This window comes from Thalassoroseus sp. (genome assembly GCF_984380535.1).
Genome location: NZ_CFHRBF010000008.1, coordinates 59379 through 76370, shown reverse-complemented (window position 1 = coordinate 76370; position 16992 = coordinate 59379). Strand labels below are relative to the sequence as shown.

Sequence of the window (16992 nt, the reverse complement as noted above, 5' to 3'; positions counted from 1 at the left end):
TTGGGTCCTCCGTTCGCCCGGCCCCGTGTGGCCGGGCGGCGGGGGATTTTCTTTATCATTTAGAAAGTGGATCCGGGTCCGTCACCCCCTGTCGGGCAGATATAAAGTCAAGCTCGTCGAATTTTGTGTCCCCGGCGTTGGGAAATACACCACCTCTCTAACCAGAAACTTGCTTTCATCAACATGACTACACTGCTGCAGAGGTCGTTACCACCTCTGCGAATTAGCGTCGAATTGAAAACGCGGCGGTTTGTCCATCTTCAGCGAGTTAAACTCGTGACGAACTCGCGGAGGTTAAGACACCTATGCATGTTGACCGACTGGAGGCTCGTAGCCGCTGGTCCGTTCACGGCGGGAGATGATCGCAATCGAATCGCCGATGGTTGGCGAGGAAACCCGCGACCATTAACATGAAACAATAGGGAGAGATCTCCAATGCCAGCCACTGCCACTGCGTTCTGCGAAACCAGTGCATAGGGTAGTTCGCCCGTATCCACTTTCCGGGAGCACACCTCCGTGATTCATGATGCCTACAGCTGCCTGTGCTGCAGCCCCCTAGTATCCGATCTTTTCAAAGGCACAGATTTGGAGTCGAAAATGGCCGCCGCAACGTGTCAATGCGGCGATGAGGGCTGCCATGCGAATGAGGCGCGTGAAATCAATCGGCGAGATTTCAACCTTGGCGTATCGGCGATCGTTGGAGCGTCACTTTCGCTTGGCCTTGCGACCAGGTCGGCACATGCCCAGGAGAGTGGGACACGGGTATTCCGCGGCGGAACAATTCTGACGGTCGATAAGAAGTTCTCCATCGCCCAGGCCATTGCCATCCGCGGCAACAAGATCATCGCGGTTGGCCGTGACGCTGACGTCCGCAAAGCCGCAGGCAGAGGTGCTCAAGTCATCGATCTGAAAGGCCGCGTCATGCTGCCTGGTTTTATCGACCCGCACACCCACATGATGTCCGGATCACTGATCGCCAGCCTGATGGAATATGTCGGCGTGGCGAAGTTCGATAAGACCTCCGCTGTGTTGGGACATCTGCGTTCGCTTGCTACCAAGCGAATGGCTGGTGAATGGATCGTCGCCCGCAACTTCGATCCTTCCCTGCAGGACGGCCCCGAGGCGCTGACTTTCAAGGAACTTGATGCCGTATCCACCCGGCACCCGATCTTCGTCCTGAACTCGTCCGGACATCTGGCCTATGCCAACCGCGCCGCTTTCAAGGTCGCCGGGATCGATGAAACGGTGGAGAACCCGGCGGGAGCGGAGTTCGTCCGCGATGAGGACGGAAAACTGACCGGCATCATGAAGAACAACGTTGCGTTCTTGAAAGTGCTTCAGCACTACCCGGCCCTGGGCAATGCCGACCCCGTCAAATCGCTCATTCAGCTCTCAAGTGAGTTTGCCAAAAAGGGGCTCACCACGCTGAGTGATTTGGGCATGGGAGGCCTCTATGCCGCCAAGGACTGGCAGGCCTTCCAACAAGCAGACGCCAGCGGAGCCTTACGCGCGCGGATGCGAGTTTATCCGTTCTACACTGTCGATGAAGCGTGGGATGCGGCGGGCGTGAAACCCGGCGACGGCAACGCGATGGTTCGGATCGCAGGCTATAAGCTGATCGCCGACGGATCCAACCAGGGCTTTACGGGACTCCAGCGCGAGCCCTATCTCAATTCCACTAGCACGGGACTCGCCTACAACTCCCCGGAAGAACTCAAACGCCTCATCATGAAACGGGGCGGTCAGGGCTGGCCGCTTGCAATCCACGGAAATGGCGATAAGGCGATCGACAACATTCTCGACGCATTGACGACAGCCAGCAAGGAAGGGCTCGATGTCGCGGCACTGCGACCGCGCATCGAACACTGCTCAATTTTACACGACGATCAGATTGCGCGGATGAAGGACCTTGGCGTCTCGCCCAGCTTCCTGATCGGGCACGTCCACTATTGGGGGGTGGCCATGCGCGATGTCATCTTTGGCGAGGCCAAGGCGAAACTGCTGGACCGGGTGCGCAGTTGCGAGAAGGCGGGCATTCGCTATTCGGTCCATTCCGATTTCTTCGTCACCGATCCCGACCCGCTGCACATGATCGAAATGACGGTGACCCGCAAAACCTGGAAGGAACCCGATTATGTGCTGGCCCCCGACGAACGGGTCTCGGTCGAATCAGCCATCCGCGCTCTAACTTCAGAGGCGGCCTGGCAGCTCAGCTCCGAGCATGAAATCGGCAGTCTCGAAACGGGCAAGTTTGCCGACCTGGTGATTCTCGACAAGGACCCGCGCCAAGTCCACCCGGACACGATCAAGGATATCAAGGTGTTGGAAACCTGGATGGATGGCAAGCAGACCTACGCGGCCTGATTTCTGGGTGACCTTATGTTTTCCCTACACTTCAAGGAGCAACAAATGAAATACCTGGCAGTTCTGATCCGTCACTCGATTTTCGTCCGAGACGGTGGGGATTGCGACTGTCCAGCCAACGACCACAACTTGAGTTCATCAACTTCAAACCCGGTCTTTGTTCCCAGTTTCAACGTTCGCTTTTCGCAGCTCAGGCCCTTGGATTCCAAAGTCATCGGGGGCATCTCATCGATGTGAACGCTGGCTTTGGTTCCCTGAATGACCAGGAACACCGTATGCCAGGTATTCATCTCGATCGGGGTCTTCACCGAACGGGACTCGTGTTTGCCTTTGCCGGTTGTATCCGTCACATCAAATCCCGTGTGCGTCACTTTCAAACCGCAGATTCGGGAATGGCCTTCAGTGAAATTCTCGCCGGTCAAGCCGATGTCCAACGAATCGTCCACTTTTGTCAATCGAAATCGTGCATAGACCGCCATGTCCTTCAAATAATCCTTCTTGTGAAGACTATAGAACAGACCAAGCGGATGTTTGACATCCGGGTTGTGTATGACGATGAGGCGTCCGTCCTTCAGTTTGATTGTGTTGCCATTCTTGACCTTTTTAGCGACCGGTCTCCACGCCCCGGCGAACTTCATCGGATCCGCGAGGTGCTCACGCTCGAAAGCATCGCTGTAAATCAGCTGAGGCTTCGTTCCAGCGGACAGCCCCGGGATCGCCTGGCCCCTATCGTCTCCTATCACGAATGAGCTAGAGAGGGCGACGGCCGTCACGGTGATTGATATCATGCGTTTCATTTGCGGTGTCCTATGCAAAACCGTTGCGTAACAAGACTGGTCCCTCGCTGAGTGACAGCGGACCGAATATCGCCCGTCTTCTTATGAGAAAATCTCACTGAGGACATGATCCCCATCTGAGAAGTGGTCGACTGGGCAACCGGTGTGCTTCAGCATGCTGAACCAAAGGTTGCAGAGGGTGGACTTGTTCTCCTCGTAAACAACGTGTTGGCCCTGGCGGACACCGCTCCCTCCGCCACCGGCAAACAGGATCGGCAAGTTCTCACGCTTATGCCCGTACCGCAAGCTGCTGCCCATCACAATCAGTGAGTTGTCCAGCAGGGTGCTTCCGTCGGGTTCGAGAGTGGCTTTCAGTTTGTCCAGAAATGTCGCGAACAGTTCACAAAGCTTGTGGTCGCGCCAAATCAATTGCTCGTAACCGACCGTTCCCTTGCCCGAGTGTGTCATTCGGTGGGCTCCCGTCGTCTTGTTCCCGGACTCTGCTCCAAATTCCTGGAGGAGACTGTCGGTCGGCATGCGATAGGTAATCACTCGCGTTGAGTCTGTTTGCAATGCGGCCACCATCAAGTCGAACATCAACTCGATGCCTTTCGTCCCTTTGGGAGATTCTGATGGCTCCTTGAAGGGGGCGGCAGGCTTGGGACGTTCCAACCAATCCTCGTCTCGCTTCAAGTTCAACTCGATGTCGCGGATAAGATCAAAATACTCGTTGACCTTCCGTTGATCATTCGTGCTGACCTGACCCATGACTGATTTGGCATCGGTGGCAACGGCATCCAGCACGCTACGGTTTTGGTCGATCAAGTGCCGGCGTTGTTCGATCGTCAACCCGCCATCGCCGAACAACTTGCTGAACAAGGCCACATGATTCGATATCCCCTGGATTGGATTGCCCTGGGTGTCCCAGGCCAGCGACGCCCCGGGCCCCGCCCCCGCCACATCACCCGATGCGCCGGTTAGCGAGAGCGAAGGGAAGCGGACATCCTGTCCAATGAACTGCGCGGCAACCTGGTCACACGAGATGGCGTTGTGAAACTCACGCCCGGGCGTGCGACGCACGTCCACACCCGTCAGGAATGTCGTGCTGCCCCAGTGCGACCCGGTGCCTGTCGACTGGATGTTGGTCAGGTTACTCAAGACCGAGAACGATTCGCGGTGGCGGGCCAGCGGTCGCATGGCAACGGGCAATGTAAAGTTTCGTCCGGCCTGAGCCGTGTCCGGGTACCATTCCAACGAGGGCCCAAAGCCGAAGTTGAGAAAGATGAGGCGGACCGGCGGTTTACCTGAAGCCGCCAACCCTCCCGCACGCGACATCGATCCCAGCAGGGGGAGAAATAAGGCCGCGCCTGCACCGCGCAAAACCGTTCGTCGATTCATCGTAGACTTCATGGAGAATCTCCTTGAGTAACTTGTTCAGGGTTCGTTGAAATTTACCAGCGGTCGTGAATTCCGTGCGATGTCCGTGACACAGAACGGCATTCTGAGCGAACAGTCGACAAAGCTGACCTGCGAATTCACTCCTTAAACGATATCTATTTTGATTGGAACTCCTCACTTTGGACGATGGCATGGATTAGGGCTCGCATGCGGTACCCATTTTTTTTCCAATCCGTTTGAAATCGTTCGACAAAGTCGCCGTCCGCAAAGCCGACTCGCCGACCGAGTGCATAGGTCAGCATGGATGTCGCCAAGCCTGTGGCCACACTGTCCGTATCCTCCAAAATCAGCGACTTCATCTGTTCGTGCCCGTCAAACGCCCGCTTGCCGTCAGGCATCAGGCCCGTGGCATCGATTGTCAAACCGTCATTGGCTGACTTAGCCTTCTTGCTTCGACGCCGTCCTCCGGTTACCAACGGGCGTTCGCGGTCTCGCCACTGCCCAATCGCGTCGAAGTGTTCCAGACCAAATCCAAGGGGGTCCATACGGCGGTGGCACGACGCACACTGGGCCTTCTCGATGTGCGCGTTGAGAGTTTGGCGAACAGTCAAATTCTTTTCGTTATCAATTTCCAGCTGAGGCACGTTTGGTGGCGGAGGCGGAATTTGCTTCCCAAGAAGCCGAGAGTAGACAAACACGCCGCGCAAGACCGGCGAGGTTCGGTCACCTGTCCCCGTCATTGTCAGGACGGACGCCTGCCCCAACAACCCGCCGCGCGGCGAGTCCGCCGGCAGCTTGACGGCCTCGGTCCCATTTCCTAAGCGCGTGTTGATCCCGTAGAACTCGGACAACTTTCTGTTGATCACAACAAAGTCGGAGTCGATCAAGTTCGTAACGCTGAGATTGTTCAAAATCAGGTGCCGGACAAATTGCACGGTCTCTTCGCGGAAGCAAGATCGCAAATTCTCGTTAAAATCCGGATAAAGATTCGTATCCACAACGATCATGTCGAGCCAAGGCAAATTCAGCCATTGTGAAGTAAAGGCATCGAAAAAGTCGTTCGACTTGGGATCGTCGAGCATGCGATCGACCTGTTGTCGGAGCACGGACGGGGCGGAGAGTCGCCCCTGCTCGGCGAGTTGATAAAGTGTCGCGTCGGGCGGATGACTCCAGAGGAAATACGACAACCGCGAAGCCAGTTCCAAGTCGCTCAGCTGTGAACTTTTCCCGGCCGCTGGCCGCTCAACCATGTACGCGAAACTTGGCGAGGCCAGCACGACAGCGAGCGATTCCTTGACCGACTCGACAAACGAGGCCCCATCCTTGCGATGACCCGCGTAAATGGCGTGCAGCTTGTCGACGTAGACTTTGCTTGGCTCACGATGCCGGAACGCGCGGTAGGCGAATCGCTCGATAATTTCGCGGGCGTATGCCGATTCATCGGTCGACTCACCAGGGAGTCCCTTGAAGAACGTCTGTCTCCAGGCAGCCGGCGGCCACTGGTCGATGAACGGTCCCTCGACTTCGAGCCAATCGAGCCAGACATGCGCAATGCGACTGGAATCAGGAACAAGATCCTTCTTGTCCCGCCTGCTCGTCTTTTTCCGGTCGCCCCGCTTCGCAGCATTCAGTTCACTCACCTGCACCGCGATCAGGTCGCGTGTCTCCCCAAGGTTCTCAAAAGGAATTTCAAATATCTGCGGTTCATCCATCGTGCTGGTGACTTCGAAAGTCCCCAACGGATAGGTGTAGGTAACCTGCTGCGTAAAGGCGTCGGTTCGCACCAGTTCCACATACAGCCGGCGGCCTGGTTCCGGTGGGCACGTCAGGCCGACGCGAAAGCGGGCCACATAACGGCCGATTGGACGACCAATTGTCGCCGCTGCTAGGCCGTTCGGTTCAATCCCCGCTTGATCGGCTCGCGGCAATGCCACCCAGGCCTTGTCATGCCTCTGACCGCCGAACGGCTTCTGCGTCAGGTCCAGAATAAAACCGGTTTGCGACGCCGGTTGTGCAAGATAGGCCTCGCCGATTGGGTCTCCTTTGGCCTTTTTGTTCCGATCCCGTTCCGGGTCAATTCGGGAAACACTCCGCTCCGGCATCCGACCGGCAACCAATGCACGATCAAGTGTTTGGCGACCAAGTTCCAGGTAACTCTCAAACTGCGTGACCGACATGAAATGGGCTTCGCCAACCGTGTCAAATCCATCGACCGTCCCGTCGTCGGGAAAGTCCTTTGTATCAACAGGCACGCCCAGCAAATCCCGGATGGTATTGGCGTACTCGCGTTGGTTCAATCGCCGAATGGTGACTTCCCGCTTATCGACCAATCGCTTCCGTGCGTCGAAAAGTCCGTCCGTCAAGTGCCCAATGACTTCCGCAAGCTCGTCACGTCCCGGCTGCTTGGCATCTTCGGGCGGCATTTCCGCACCGTTGAGCACGTCAAGCACCTCCTGCCAAGCTTCTGCCGAATGCTCGTCGGCCACAATCGGGGAAAGCTGATCCAATCGCATTCCCCCTTTGGCAGTGTCGGAAGCATGACACCCGAAACAGTACTTCTGAAAAAATGGCTTCACGCGTTTGGCATAATCTGGGAGCGTCCCCCGCACATTCCCTTCAGCAAAGGTCTGCGGAGGAAGCCCGAAAACAAGGCCAAGAACGCAAATCAATAGAGTCGTTCGATCTTTCAAGGTTTTGCCTCCAGCGCGGCAGTCGGATTGTTTTGTATGAAAATTGCGTCCAACGAGTAGCGAAGTTCCTGGCCGGACGCGGTGCGAATTTCCCATCCAAGAACATTGTGATTGGTCGGCTCACCTGTACGAAGCCGAAGAGGTTCGCCATCTTTGATGGTGTTCCAAATGGCATGTGAACCATCGGAAATTGATGCTCGCCAGCGAAGATGTTGAGGATGGACCTCAATCAAGAAACGGTATGTTTGGCCTTGTACTAAGGCCAGCGTGTCCGTGGTGGTCGCCTGCGGTCGGTAGAGTTGCCAACGCAGGTCATCGTTTTCCTTTCGGAGGGCGGTACCCGTCCTCCAGTCGCTACGACGGTTTTCCACATCGACCGGAACCTGAACCCCAAAGACGTGAATCTGCTCAATCGCCGTCGGGTCGCTTTCCAGTCGAAACAGAAACTCCACCGTGTAAGGCTGCGTTGCATCGAATCGACCAAACGAATCAAACGGACGGAAAAGCCGCACACTCCCCGGTTTGCCATTGCCTCCACTGTGCCCCGCAATCGTGAGGTAGTTCTTTGACCCGGAGCCAAGCGGGTTGTCTGAGTAGATGCCTGTCTCGTTACCATCCACTGTGAAATTGTCAACATCGAACTCCCACGGTCCTGCCCAACCATTTCTTGCTTTTCCTGGAAACAATTCATCCTTGCGAAACGGTTCGCGAATAATTTTCCGCCCGCGAAGGATCGATCGCGACTCCTCAAAACCGGACTGTCGAAATTCTTCTTGACGAGTTGTTCCGTCGCGTTCAACGCGATAGGCCAGTCCGGCGACAACGCGTCTTAGATCGGCTTGCGAGGCATTTTTCGGAGTCAGTTCCACTTCGCCATCAAACACAATCACATCCGAACTCCCATCGTGACGAGCCGTAACACCGAACTCTGTTCCAAGATCAACCACATTGGCGGCATCAGTCGAGACCCGAAAACCTTCTGCTCCCTCCGGCACATACGCCACCAACTGGCCTTCGTGCAGGATGGCGTGGTCTTGGGCCACCAGTTCAAGATCCGCAGGACCTTCAATGGCAACGACGACACCCTGTTTGTAGGTCAGAAACACCGTTCCCGTCACAAAGTTCAATCGCTTTGCCGAGATTTCCTCACCCAACTGGAATTGGGTTTGCCCTTCAGCCCACTCGACGCCGATCAAGTCCGTTACAATGGCAATCTTCGTGGGTGGGATCGTGTTGGTCCCACTGCGAAATAGGTAGAAGCCAACAAGCGAAACCACCAAGAGGATGCTGGCGGCAAGGGCCAGGGAGAGTGCCGTGACCGTCGCACGCTTGCGAGTCGGGCAAATTGTCGATTCGCTTTTGCTAGTATTGGGCGATTCCGTGCTTCCCTCGCCAGCGATTTCACACAACTCAAGATCGCGATTCAGCGCAACTATCAAGTGGTAAAGATCCCGCGCTTGCTTGCTCTCCCTGAGCATGGCTTCCAGCTCGGCGAGATCCGCTTCGTCGATATCCTGATCGCAAAGCTGGCCGACAAGCGCGATCAACCGATTTTTGTCCAAAGCCTGACTCATCCATCCGCCTCCGTCGCCAATTGTCGCTCGACGCAGCCCACAAGGATTTGGCGAATTCTCTGTAGCGATTTGTAAAGCGAATTGACAGTTCGTCCCTTACGAACAGCCAACTCGACGAGCGGTTCCTCGCCCTCATAACGACATTTCAACAACTCGCGTTGCCGATCCGTCAGTTTTTGCAGGCACGTTTTCAGTGCTCGTCGCCGCAACTCTTCCGATTCGGCGGTTTCGGGATAGTCCTGAGCCAACGATCGAATCACGTCCTCACTCAGATAGATTCGCCGCACGCTCTCGCGTCGCCGGTGCATCAGCACCTGTCGATACGCAAAACGATTGGCCCATGGAAGAAACGGCCGTGACGGATCGTACTCGCCGAAATGCTCCCAGAGCTGCGTCATCGTCTCCTGAATCACGTCATCCGCATCCGTCCGACTGTGCAGCAATGAGTACACAAACCCATAGATCGCCTGTTCATTTGCGACGTAAAGTGCAGTGAAGTCGTCGTGTTCGGAATCGGTCATTTGGCATCAATTGATATAAAAGGATTGGCTTCACAAGGCATATGCACGAGGTCATTGAATCTGCCGAAAAAAACTGAAAGTGAAGATGACCGTTGCCCCCGCAGTGCGACGCTTCCTGCCCCGCGTCCAAATCGTTTGAGCCAATTCTTGACCGCCAAGTTCCACTTATTCGGATGTGGATACCGCGCGCTCTTGGGATCATAACTGGTTGATGAGAGACATCTCCATCAATGTAACCGAACGATCACACGAAATGGACTTTTCCCCCGAAGTGAATGGAGGGGGAGAGATTGGTGGTTAATTCGTTGTCATGAGCACAATTTAGCCATGAGAATTCGTTGATGTGTGTGAGCCCTTGACTGCTCCTGCCGGAAATCAAGTTACGACAGATTGTTTCAAAGTGCAGAGGTGGACTCACCGACTGCATTTCGCGATTTTTCAAACTCGCGGCGGATGCATCGTCCTCGGAGGCTACAGCTCCGGCGCAACTTGCAGCGGGGAAAACGACCGACCGCAGCTCATGTGGGTGAATGGTGTCGTCGAACTGATGGCGCCAGGCTGGCATTTTGAATCCCCATGACGGTTCTTTGGGGCAGGTCAGCCAGCCGGCTTTCTCCGCGAATCGGACCCCAGAAGTGAGGACGAACAAGCTCAATTGCGTTGCCAATTTCGCACTCCAACTTGTGGGGGGAGTTGGAGGCGAGAACGGATGACAGAGTCTGCAATAGGGCTGCTAGCGATGCAATAGTATCCCTCGATTTCTCAATCGGATTGTCTAACGGATTTTCATCCTGGTAGCATAGGGCCGTGGAATACGGTGTAAACCCACTCCTGATTCGTGTGTCCCGAGCATTCGTCGATGCGAAGCGGATAACACTGACGTGTACATAGGGGCATACGACTTGGTCAGTCAGCATTTCCAACGGAGAAGCTTCTTCGCGATTCAGATGATCCGCCATTGCTCAAGTCCAATTTGGGTGGCCACGCAGCCCGCCACCGACTCACGCATCACCACCTGGAGTAAAAGTTCCTCCAAGTGGTCGGTGAAATTGCCAACCACACTGTAAAGGTCCGGGTGCTGGGCGAAGAATTCGCACAACTCACCTTCGGCTGAGCGATCTCCACTCCAAACCGGATCGATGAGGGCTTTCATTTTCTGATAGTCCGATACTTCCATGGGAGTTCCTACCTCCGTAACGGGAGCGTTGACGATGCCCACGTCCGAAGTGGAATTGGCCAGATGCCGCCGAACGACGGAGTCCAGCATCTTCGTAATGCATGCAATAGTCCGATAGAGGCTCTGGATTTCCGCTGGGAAGCGACGGCTTGGGTGCATCTGACGCTTTTCTAGTTGGTTGACAAACTGGTCTGAGCAATCCTCGCCACTCTTGTGGCGAGGATTGCCATAGTGATCTGAATACAATCCTCACACCATCACGAAGCTGTGGACAATCAGACTCCGGGCGGGGTGTCGGCGTATGCGTGTATCCAGTCCGCGATGCAATCGTTCACGGCGAATTGGACAGCCGCGGCAAGTGCGGATACAGCATTTCGACGGTCGCGATAACGTGCATAGTCGAAGCGAGGCACTCGATCTTCGGGGAATGCCCAAATCAATGCAAAACTCTCATCCGTTTCCGATTGAATCCGTGAAACTGCAGCTTCAATTTGACCTGCGATTTGTATTTCCGGATCAGTCAATCTGCGATCATGAAATATGAGATTTGCGTCGAGCAATAGATCAATCACCCGACCGTAGGATGGGTGATATTCTAAATCCCACTTGTCGTTCACAATCAACGTGTAGGCGATTGTGTCCGCATCGCGCAGCAAGTAGACTAGATGCCTTACGATTGGGTGGTAAGGGGGGAGATCTAGATGTCTCGCAGCAAATCCCAATGTCGCACTACCACCCTCGGATCGTTGACGGTTTCGTTCTTGGCTGTTGCTCATTTTGTCGCTCCCTAGTTTAGGTGAAGTTGCCGTGGTGAAGGCATCCTGCCGCATGTTCATAAATTATGTATTCCGTACAAGCCTCGAGACCGCGTTCGATGTCCAAGGAAAGAGACTTCACGGCGGTGTAGCTGTTCCGATGGCCGGCATAATCGAGTCGCACTTCCGCTTCGCCGGCGAATCGCCAAATCAGAACGAATCCGTGGTTTGTTTCGGTTTTCAACTTTTCGACGAGGAAATCAATTTCGTTCGCAATTTTCTGACGAAGCTCGTCACTATACGGTTGGGCTTCCAACCCCCACCACTGCTCAATTGTGTCATCACAGATAGACTTGTGAACATGAACAGCAGATCCATCACTTGACCGTGGGAGGGATAACACTCAGCCATATGACCGGTTACTTGGACTGCAAAAGCTATGCACTTCGCATTTCGGAGCGTCTCAGCCAAATGAATGAGTAGTGGTGGCCAAGGTTTCGCTCCGAATTGTTTCAGCGCTTCGTCGAGACTTTCTTTTCCATAATCAGGAGCGCCGTGTGTAAACTGATCATCGTCCGATTTAATCTTTTGGTCGGCACGCAAGGAGGTGGGCTCGCTGTGCATTTGCTGGGCCACCTGTTGAGCCGCCTGCAGAGCACGCAATCCGCGGGATTTAACTTCATGACTGTTAGGTTCTTTATTGTTTTTCAAGTTACAGCTCCACAAAGAGGGAATGCAGTGTCGATCCAGCAAATTGGTTGCTTCCATCCTCATGTGAAGGAGACATTGCAGCGCCGATACGCACAGCGGATGGATCGGGTTCAATAACGCCATTTGGCGGCTGTCACGGCCCTTGCTGAACTCCGTGAACGAGTTGCGTTTACTTTCGGTCGATTTTAAGTTGCCTCCATAAACTCGCCGCATTGGAAAACTGAGGCCTGAAACGGATTTCGCATCTTATCGGAAGTTCACTTTTCAAAACTGTGTTCCATCATGAGTTTGCAGCTTGGTTCGCGATATTATCGCACACATGGCGAATAGCCTGACAATGCGAACATCGTTCGAGACGCATGTCGTCAGGTGGTGTTCGTTCATTCCCCCATTCCCACTCGTGGTCGCACGGAGGAATATTAATTGCTGCACTTTTCACTTGGTCCACCGCGCAGAGTGCGGCCGATGCCAACACTACAGCCGTCAACTCTGGGAGGGGTGTCACAATCGTTTCCGCAATTTCGTCAATGGCATACCTCGGGACTGTCTTATAACCATTCAACTCGTGAAAGGCCTCTTTCGCGACCGCATCACACTCCTCTCGCGAACCGCTCGTGAGAATGCAACCACCATGTGCTCCCGCTTGAATTTCCCACTTCGTGAAAGGATTGCGCTTGGTGATTGATCCATTGAGCGGCGGTCACGGAAAGTTCGTGGTCGGCAACTTCCAGCAGACCTGCCAGAATATCAATGTCTGTTTCCGTGCCTCGGTTGTACATTGCTTTTTCAATACAATGAGATGCTGGTGTTGCTTCACCATTAAGTTGTTGTTTCAGGTGATCGACTCGTTTCGCAATCTCAATCTGCAGTCGAATATCGCCACATTCCAATGTTGATGCTTGGTTCATCGTTGGCCCCCCTACTCGTCCAATAATATGAAGAAAAAGAATGACTATGCTTGTGACAAACTGCTGTGAGTCCTTTTGGTCAGATTACAAAGTTAAGATTCTCGTCCATTATGAAAGAGATTTCTCTTCACAAATGCCGGATTCTCGTTCCAAATCCACTGTTTCTGGTCCCAAACGACGAAGTATCAAAGTCAGTGGCTGTTTTTTCGAGAAACATTTGATCTCTCAAGACCGTCTTTGCAACAGACCTCTCCACCCTAATTCCTTGCGAAATCTCCGCCATTCGTTCGTCAACTCCCAAAGCTCCTTCTGAGCAATACTGATTTGCGCTTCCCAAGCGGACAGACGGGCCTTTTTGGCCCATTGGTATTGCCCGGATGTAAGGCAAAGCACGACCAATTTCCGCAGTTTCATCTCGCCGTACGCTACCGGCCCAATTTCTTCACCGAGATGCTTGGCGCATTCAGAGGCCAATCGGTTGGCCTGAGACAGGAGCCTCTGATGTTGATCTTCCCGCACCAGTGCAAGCAATGAAACTTCGGAGTCGGCCACAAGGGACTCAATCTGGCATGCATCGATGGACAAATCCGAAGCAGCCGCGAGGAATCTTCGTCGGGCCTCTTTGCATTCAACGAAAAAGTCATTGATTTGGCTGCGAATGCTTCGGTAGAGGTCGAGTTTTTTCCATTGTTCGTTCTCACGTTGAGCATGTTTTAATGCCCGGATGTGGGGCCATAAACTTTGGCTATATTTGACCATTTCTTCATGTTCCTCATGCTGTCGTAGATTTAAAACTTCCGAGATTCGCCGTTCGAGCACTTTATAATTTCAGCGAGTGCCGAAAGAGCTGCCAAATGCCGTTTTTGAGCCCGGGCCATGCGGCCTTCCCAGCGGCGACGATGGGTTTCCTTGATGTGCGGTCCGGCACATCCGATTTGCTGAATCGCCAAATCAAGTTTGGTCGTGATAACCTGCTCGATCACGAGGCGTTCCAAAGGATTGGCGTCTCGGTGGTGAAGTTTATTTCGAAGTGCCTCGATTTGAATTTTCAATGCTTCCCGAGTGGCGATCGACTCCGCCCCGACAATGTCGATAAGGGTTGTCTGGACGTGCCGGCTCAAATCTCCGAGCAGCTCTCGAACGGCTGGGTTGGCATAAAGGATCTCTTTGAGTTCCGCCAAGGCCGTCTCATCGCCCTGGGCTGCATCCTCAACAATCTCATCCCACTCGTCTCGGCTGAGTGAGACGTGGCCGAGACCCATTTCCAATATGGTTTCCATGCTTGATATCCTTCGATGGGAACCCTGCTTTTCTTGTTCACGACCCTGGCGTTGTTGCTCACCTGCTAGGAAGCGAGTGACCCTGGTAGCGAGGTATTGTTGGCAAGGTTCCAACTCGTGTTGACGCACTAATGCACTTTCGTTGAAATCCGAAGCAGACCGCTTAATCGCCTGCGAAAGTTCATCGGACTGCACTAGGATGCGCGTGATGGGATCATTCAGGGTCCCGATGTAGTGGGTGTGAACCTGATCCCCGACCCGTTCGCTTCGTCGGACATACCGTTTTGGTTTCTTCCGATTAGTCATCATCGATTCGATTTTGTCCTACACTTTTGGCCTCGCGTCTAAAGGCGCGCTGACGAAACGTAATCCCCCGAAAAGCTATTACCCAGCTTTTGCAAAACCAACCGTTTGACGCGCAGTCGCTTTGTGACTTTCAAGTTGAGGTTTTGTTTCAAGGGAACCGACCTCTTCATCAGACTCCTTCCAGACAATTTCCTCCAAGAATTGAGCCTCATTTCTGGAAAACACCCCTGAAACCGACACGGATTTGGGGATTTCAGGGAGTTTCTGAATCAGAAAAGCGAACTTTTTGAGCAAAGATTCGTGGATTTCGGGTGAGTCGTGCAGTTGTTGGACATCAATGAGCAGTTGAATGGCTGCCCTCCGACGACCGATCTCAGTTTCCAAATCATTTTGCAGACCTTGGTGTTCAAGATAGTCTCGCCAGGGCTCAATCACCGCTGATCCACGTCGCCAGCAGTGCCACAATGCCAGGGATTCCGCACTCGGAGGCTGATCGAGACACAAGCCGATAGCCTGCCACCGGATCCATGACCGAGCCGCCAATCGACCGCGCACATCGAAGAATAGATCCAGAAACGTGGCGATGATTGACACCGTCAGGCCGACTGCACGGGCGATTGTCCGGTCAGTCTGACCAGCCAGGGTACGGGCCTTGATCTCCCACACCCGCAGTGAGTCTTCGCGGACGAGTTTTATCGCAAGAAAGACGTTGGGGTATTTCTTAACAACACCTCGCACTCCACGATCAGTCGCCACTTTGTCGAGTCTCTTGACACAACGCACCGTTCGTTGGACGAGTTGTCCGTCGCGTTTCTTTGTGGCGTTGAGGCCTCGCTCAACAATTTGGCAAGCTCGACGCCATCGCCAATCGGGTGTTAACCATGGAGTATCGATTCTCATAGATTTCCGATTTTCAGGCATCATATTACCTCCGGATTGCGGCAATGTACGGATTGCGACTCTGGCCCTTTTCATTCGGCTTGCCTTGGAGCATGATGCCTGCCATGTCACCCATTCGGTTGGCGTCCACCGCGGTTACCAAGTCCTCGTAGAGCAAGTACCGGAGTTTCCACAGCCATCCTTCACGTTCGGCCCGATCATGTAGAGAAAGGAACAGATCGGTTGCATATTTGCTCCACAAATCCCAACGCTTTCCTCGATAGACGGTCTCCAACCAATGACGGCCGGCAGTGCCAGGGGCATAGCCCTCGCGGACTACCTGCCAGTTCTGACGATCGTTGTAGGGCTCGCACCACATTTCCTCGACAACATCGGGGCGGATGTGATCGACCAGTTCGTCCAACCGGTCTTCAAGGAGCACATCCGGGAAAACTGGGCAGAGCATGCCGTACGTTGGTACGCCCGAGTTTTGCAACCGGTGCAAGGCCTCAATCCTTGCAGTTGGACTGGATGTCCCGACCTCAACACGGCGGGCCCAAGTGTCATCCAATGTGCCGACCGAGAGCCCTACGACTATTCTGTCTCGGTGCTCGCTAAAAAATTGCAGCCACTTGTCGGTGCCGACGATAGCATTTTTTGTCAAAACCCGAATACGAAACGAAGTGTTTTCAAGGACCATATTGAGCACCGTCTCCGTAATCCCTCGCCCGACCAACAACGGCGAAAAGCCGTCTGTCAGCATGGAAAAAACCAGCGTCCAACCTTGGCCCCATGATTTCTTTTTGCGATTGAGTTGGGCAGTCAACTTCTCAACGATATCGGACCAATGGAATGTGAGTTGGGGGTGCTGCTCAGGCAACAACCGCTCTCCCAACTGCTTCTCGGTGAGGTCTGCAAATTTGGCACGATTGATCCGTAGGTAATTGCCCGCATTGCTGCTGCAGTAGCGGCAACCAAAACCGCAAAGCCCCAGTATGTCCAGCTTGTGGTCGGCTAAGGCCTTCTTCTGAAAGCCAGGCGAGGGACGAATCGGCTCCTTGATGGACGGCACTTCCACAATTCTCAGTTTGTTTCTCATTGTTGAATCTTTTGGAAACAAAATCAGCAAGTCCGTTTATGAACTAGCGTCGCTGACATGTATGGCCACACCGTTTGTGGGTGGCTGTTATCAAGGAGAACGGAGGCGTGCCGGTCACCCAAGCATCTCAATGTCCTTAATGAGCTGGTTACGAATCTGCGCCATGCCGTCATCGAGCGTCATTCCGCCGCCGCATTGAGTGTCGACGTCGTTGTTCCCGAATACATGTGTGACAAGGATGTAAGGCTCGCCGCTTGCTCGCAGGGCTTCTACGGCCTCAGCAACCGCCCGATTAGCGCGGCCCACGTCTTGGTCAGCGACATCTCGGTCGAGGTAAGCACAATGATGGCCGGCCCATTCGAGCACCCGGACAACGAAATCGATCGCCGGTTCATAACTAAAGTCACGTCCAAAAACCAAGATGAAGGCGAGGCCTCGAAGGCGTAAGAGTTCGTCGATTCGTTCGCGTCCTCGGTGGGTATTCATGGTTCCATTCTTTAAGTGTTAGGCGTTCTCGATACTTCTTTGAGTTTTGCTGATAGGACTCGCCAAAT

15 protein-coding genes are annotated in these 16992 nt (G+C 54.0%); 1 reads left to right on the top strand and 14 read right to left on the bottom strand.

Annotation, left to right across the window (positions count from 1 at the left end; translation table 11 throughout):
* Window positions 1-597: 597 nt before the first annotated feature.
* Window positions 598-2364: an amidohydrolase gene (locus AC5DDB_RS12390; RefSeq protein WP_491740048.1), complete on the top strand. Its 1767-nt coding sequence runs from the start codon at window positions 598-600 to the stop codon at window positions 2362-2364.
* Window positions 2365-2435: 71 nt separating this feature from the next.
* Here the strand turns inward: AC5DDB_RS12390 and AC5DDB_RS12385 are convergent, their stop codons facing one another.
* From AC5DDB_RS12385 to AC5DDB_RS12320, 14 genes are all read right to left on the bottom strand, one after another.
* On the bottom strand, window positions 2436-3161 hold the full coding sequence (locus AC5DDB_RS12385) for a hypothetical protein (RefSeq protein ID WP_491740047.1): 726 nt from the start codon (window positions 3159-3161) through the stop codon (window positions 2436-2438).
* An 81-nt stretch (window positions 3162-3242) separates the two neighbouring features.
* Window positions 3243-4550, bottom strand: a complete 1308-nt coding sequence (locus tag AC5DDB_RS12380; RefSeq protein WP_491740046.1) for a DUF1552 domain-containing protein — start codon at window positions 4548-4550, stop codon at window positions 3243-3245.
* Between the two features lie 143 nt (window positions 4551-4693).
* Window positions 4694-7228, bottom strand: coding sequence for a DUF1592 domain-containing protein (locus AC5DDB_RS12375; RefSeq protein WP_491740045.1), 2535 nt, complete (start codon window positions 7226-7228; stop codon window positions 4694-4696).
* Window positions 7225-8802 carry a FecR domain-containing protein gene (locus AC5DDB_RS12370; protein WP_491740044.1) on the bottom strand — a complete coding sequence of 526 codons (1578 nt, stop codon included), beginning with the start codon at window positions 8800-8802 and terminating at the stop codon, window positions 7225-7227. The genes AC5DDB_RS12375 and AC5DDB_RS12370 overlap by 4 nt, the downstream gene beginning before the upstream one ends.
* On the bottom strand, window positions 8799-9323 hold the full coding sequence (locus AC5DDB_RS12365) for a sigma-70 family RNA polymerase sigma factor (protein WP_491740043.1): 525 nt from the start codon (window positions 9321-9323) through the stop codon (window positions 8799-8801). Before AC5DDB_RS12365 ends, AC5DDB_RS12370 begins: the two co-directional genes overlap by 4 nt.
* Window positions 9324-10266: 943 nt before the next feature.
* Window positions 10267-10500 (bottom strand): hypothetical protein, encoded by a 234-nt coding sequence (locus tag AC5DDB_RS12360; RefSeq protein ID WP_491740042.1) that lies wholly within the window; start codon window positions 10498-10500, stop codon window positions 10267-10269.
* A 275-nt stretch (window positions 10501-10775) separates the two neighbouring features.
* Entirely contained in the window at window positions 10776-11276 is a 501-nt protein-coding gene (locus AC5DDB_RS12355; RefSeq protein WP_491740041.1) for a hypothetical protein, read from the bottom strand.
* 219 nt (window positions 11277-11495) lie between these two features.
* The gene (locus tag AC5DDB_RS12350; protein ID WP_491740040.1) at window positions 11496-11966 is read right to left on the bottom strand and encodes a hypothetical protein; all 471 of its coding nucleotides are present in this window, start codon (window positions 11964-11966) and stop codon (window positions 11496-11498) included.
* A 590-nt stretch (window positions 11967-12556) separates the two neighbouring features.
* Window positions 12557-12874, bottom strand: coding sequence for a hypothetical protein (locus AC5DDB_RS12345; RefSeq protein WP_491740039.1), 318 nt, complete (start codon window positions 12872-12874; stop codon window positions 12557-12559).
* Window positions 12875-13099: 225 nt separating this feature from the next.
* Entirely contained in the window at window positions 13100-13633 is a 534-nt protein-coding gene (locus AC5DDB_RS12340) for a hypothetical protein (protein WP_491740038.1), read from the bottom strand.
* Between the two features lie 29 nt (window positions 13634-13662).
* Window positions 13663-14154 (bottom strand): hypothetical protein, encoded by a 492-nt coding sequence (locus AC5DDB_RS12335; RefSeq protein WP_491740037.1) that lies wholly within the window; start codon window positions 14152-14154, stop codon window positions 13663-13665.
* Between the two features lie 384 nt (window positions 14155-14538).
* Window positions 14539-15216 (bottom strand): hypothetical protein, encoded by a 678-nt coding sequence (locus tag AC5DDB_RS12330; protein ID WP_491740036.1) that lies wholly within the window; start codon window positions 15214-15216, stop codon window positions 14539-14541.
* Window positions 15217-15385: 169 nt separating this feature from the next.
* Complete coding sequence (locus AC5DDB_RS12325) at window positions 15386-16438, bottom strand: radical SAM family protein (protein ID WP_491740035.1); 1053 nt, start codon at window positions 16436-16438, stop codon at window positions 15386-15388.
* Window positions 16439-16552: 114 nt separating this feature from the next.
* Window positions 16553-16924 carry a hypothetical protein gene (locus tag AC5DDB_RS12320; RefSeq protein ID WP_491740034.1) on the bottom strand — a complete coding sequence of 124 codons (372 nt, stop codon included), beginning with the start codon at window positions 16922-16924 and terminating at the stop codon, window positions 16553-16555.
* Between the last annotated feature and the right edge of the window lie 68 nt (window positions 16925-16992).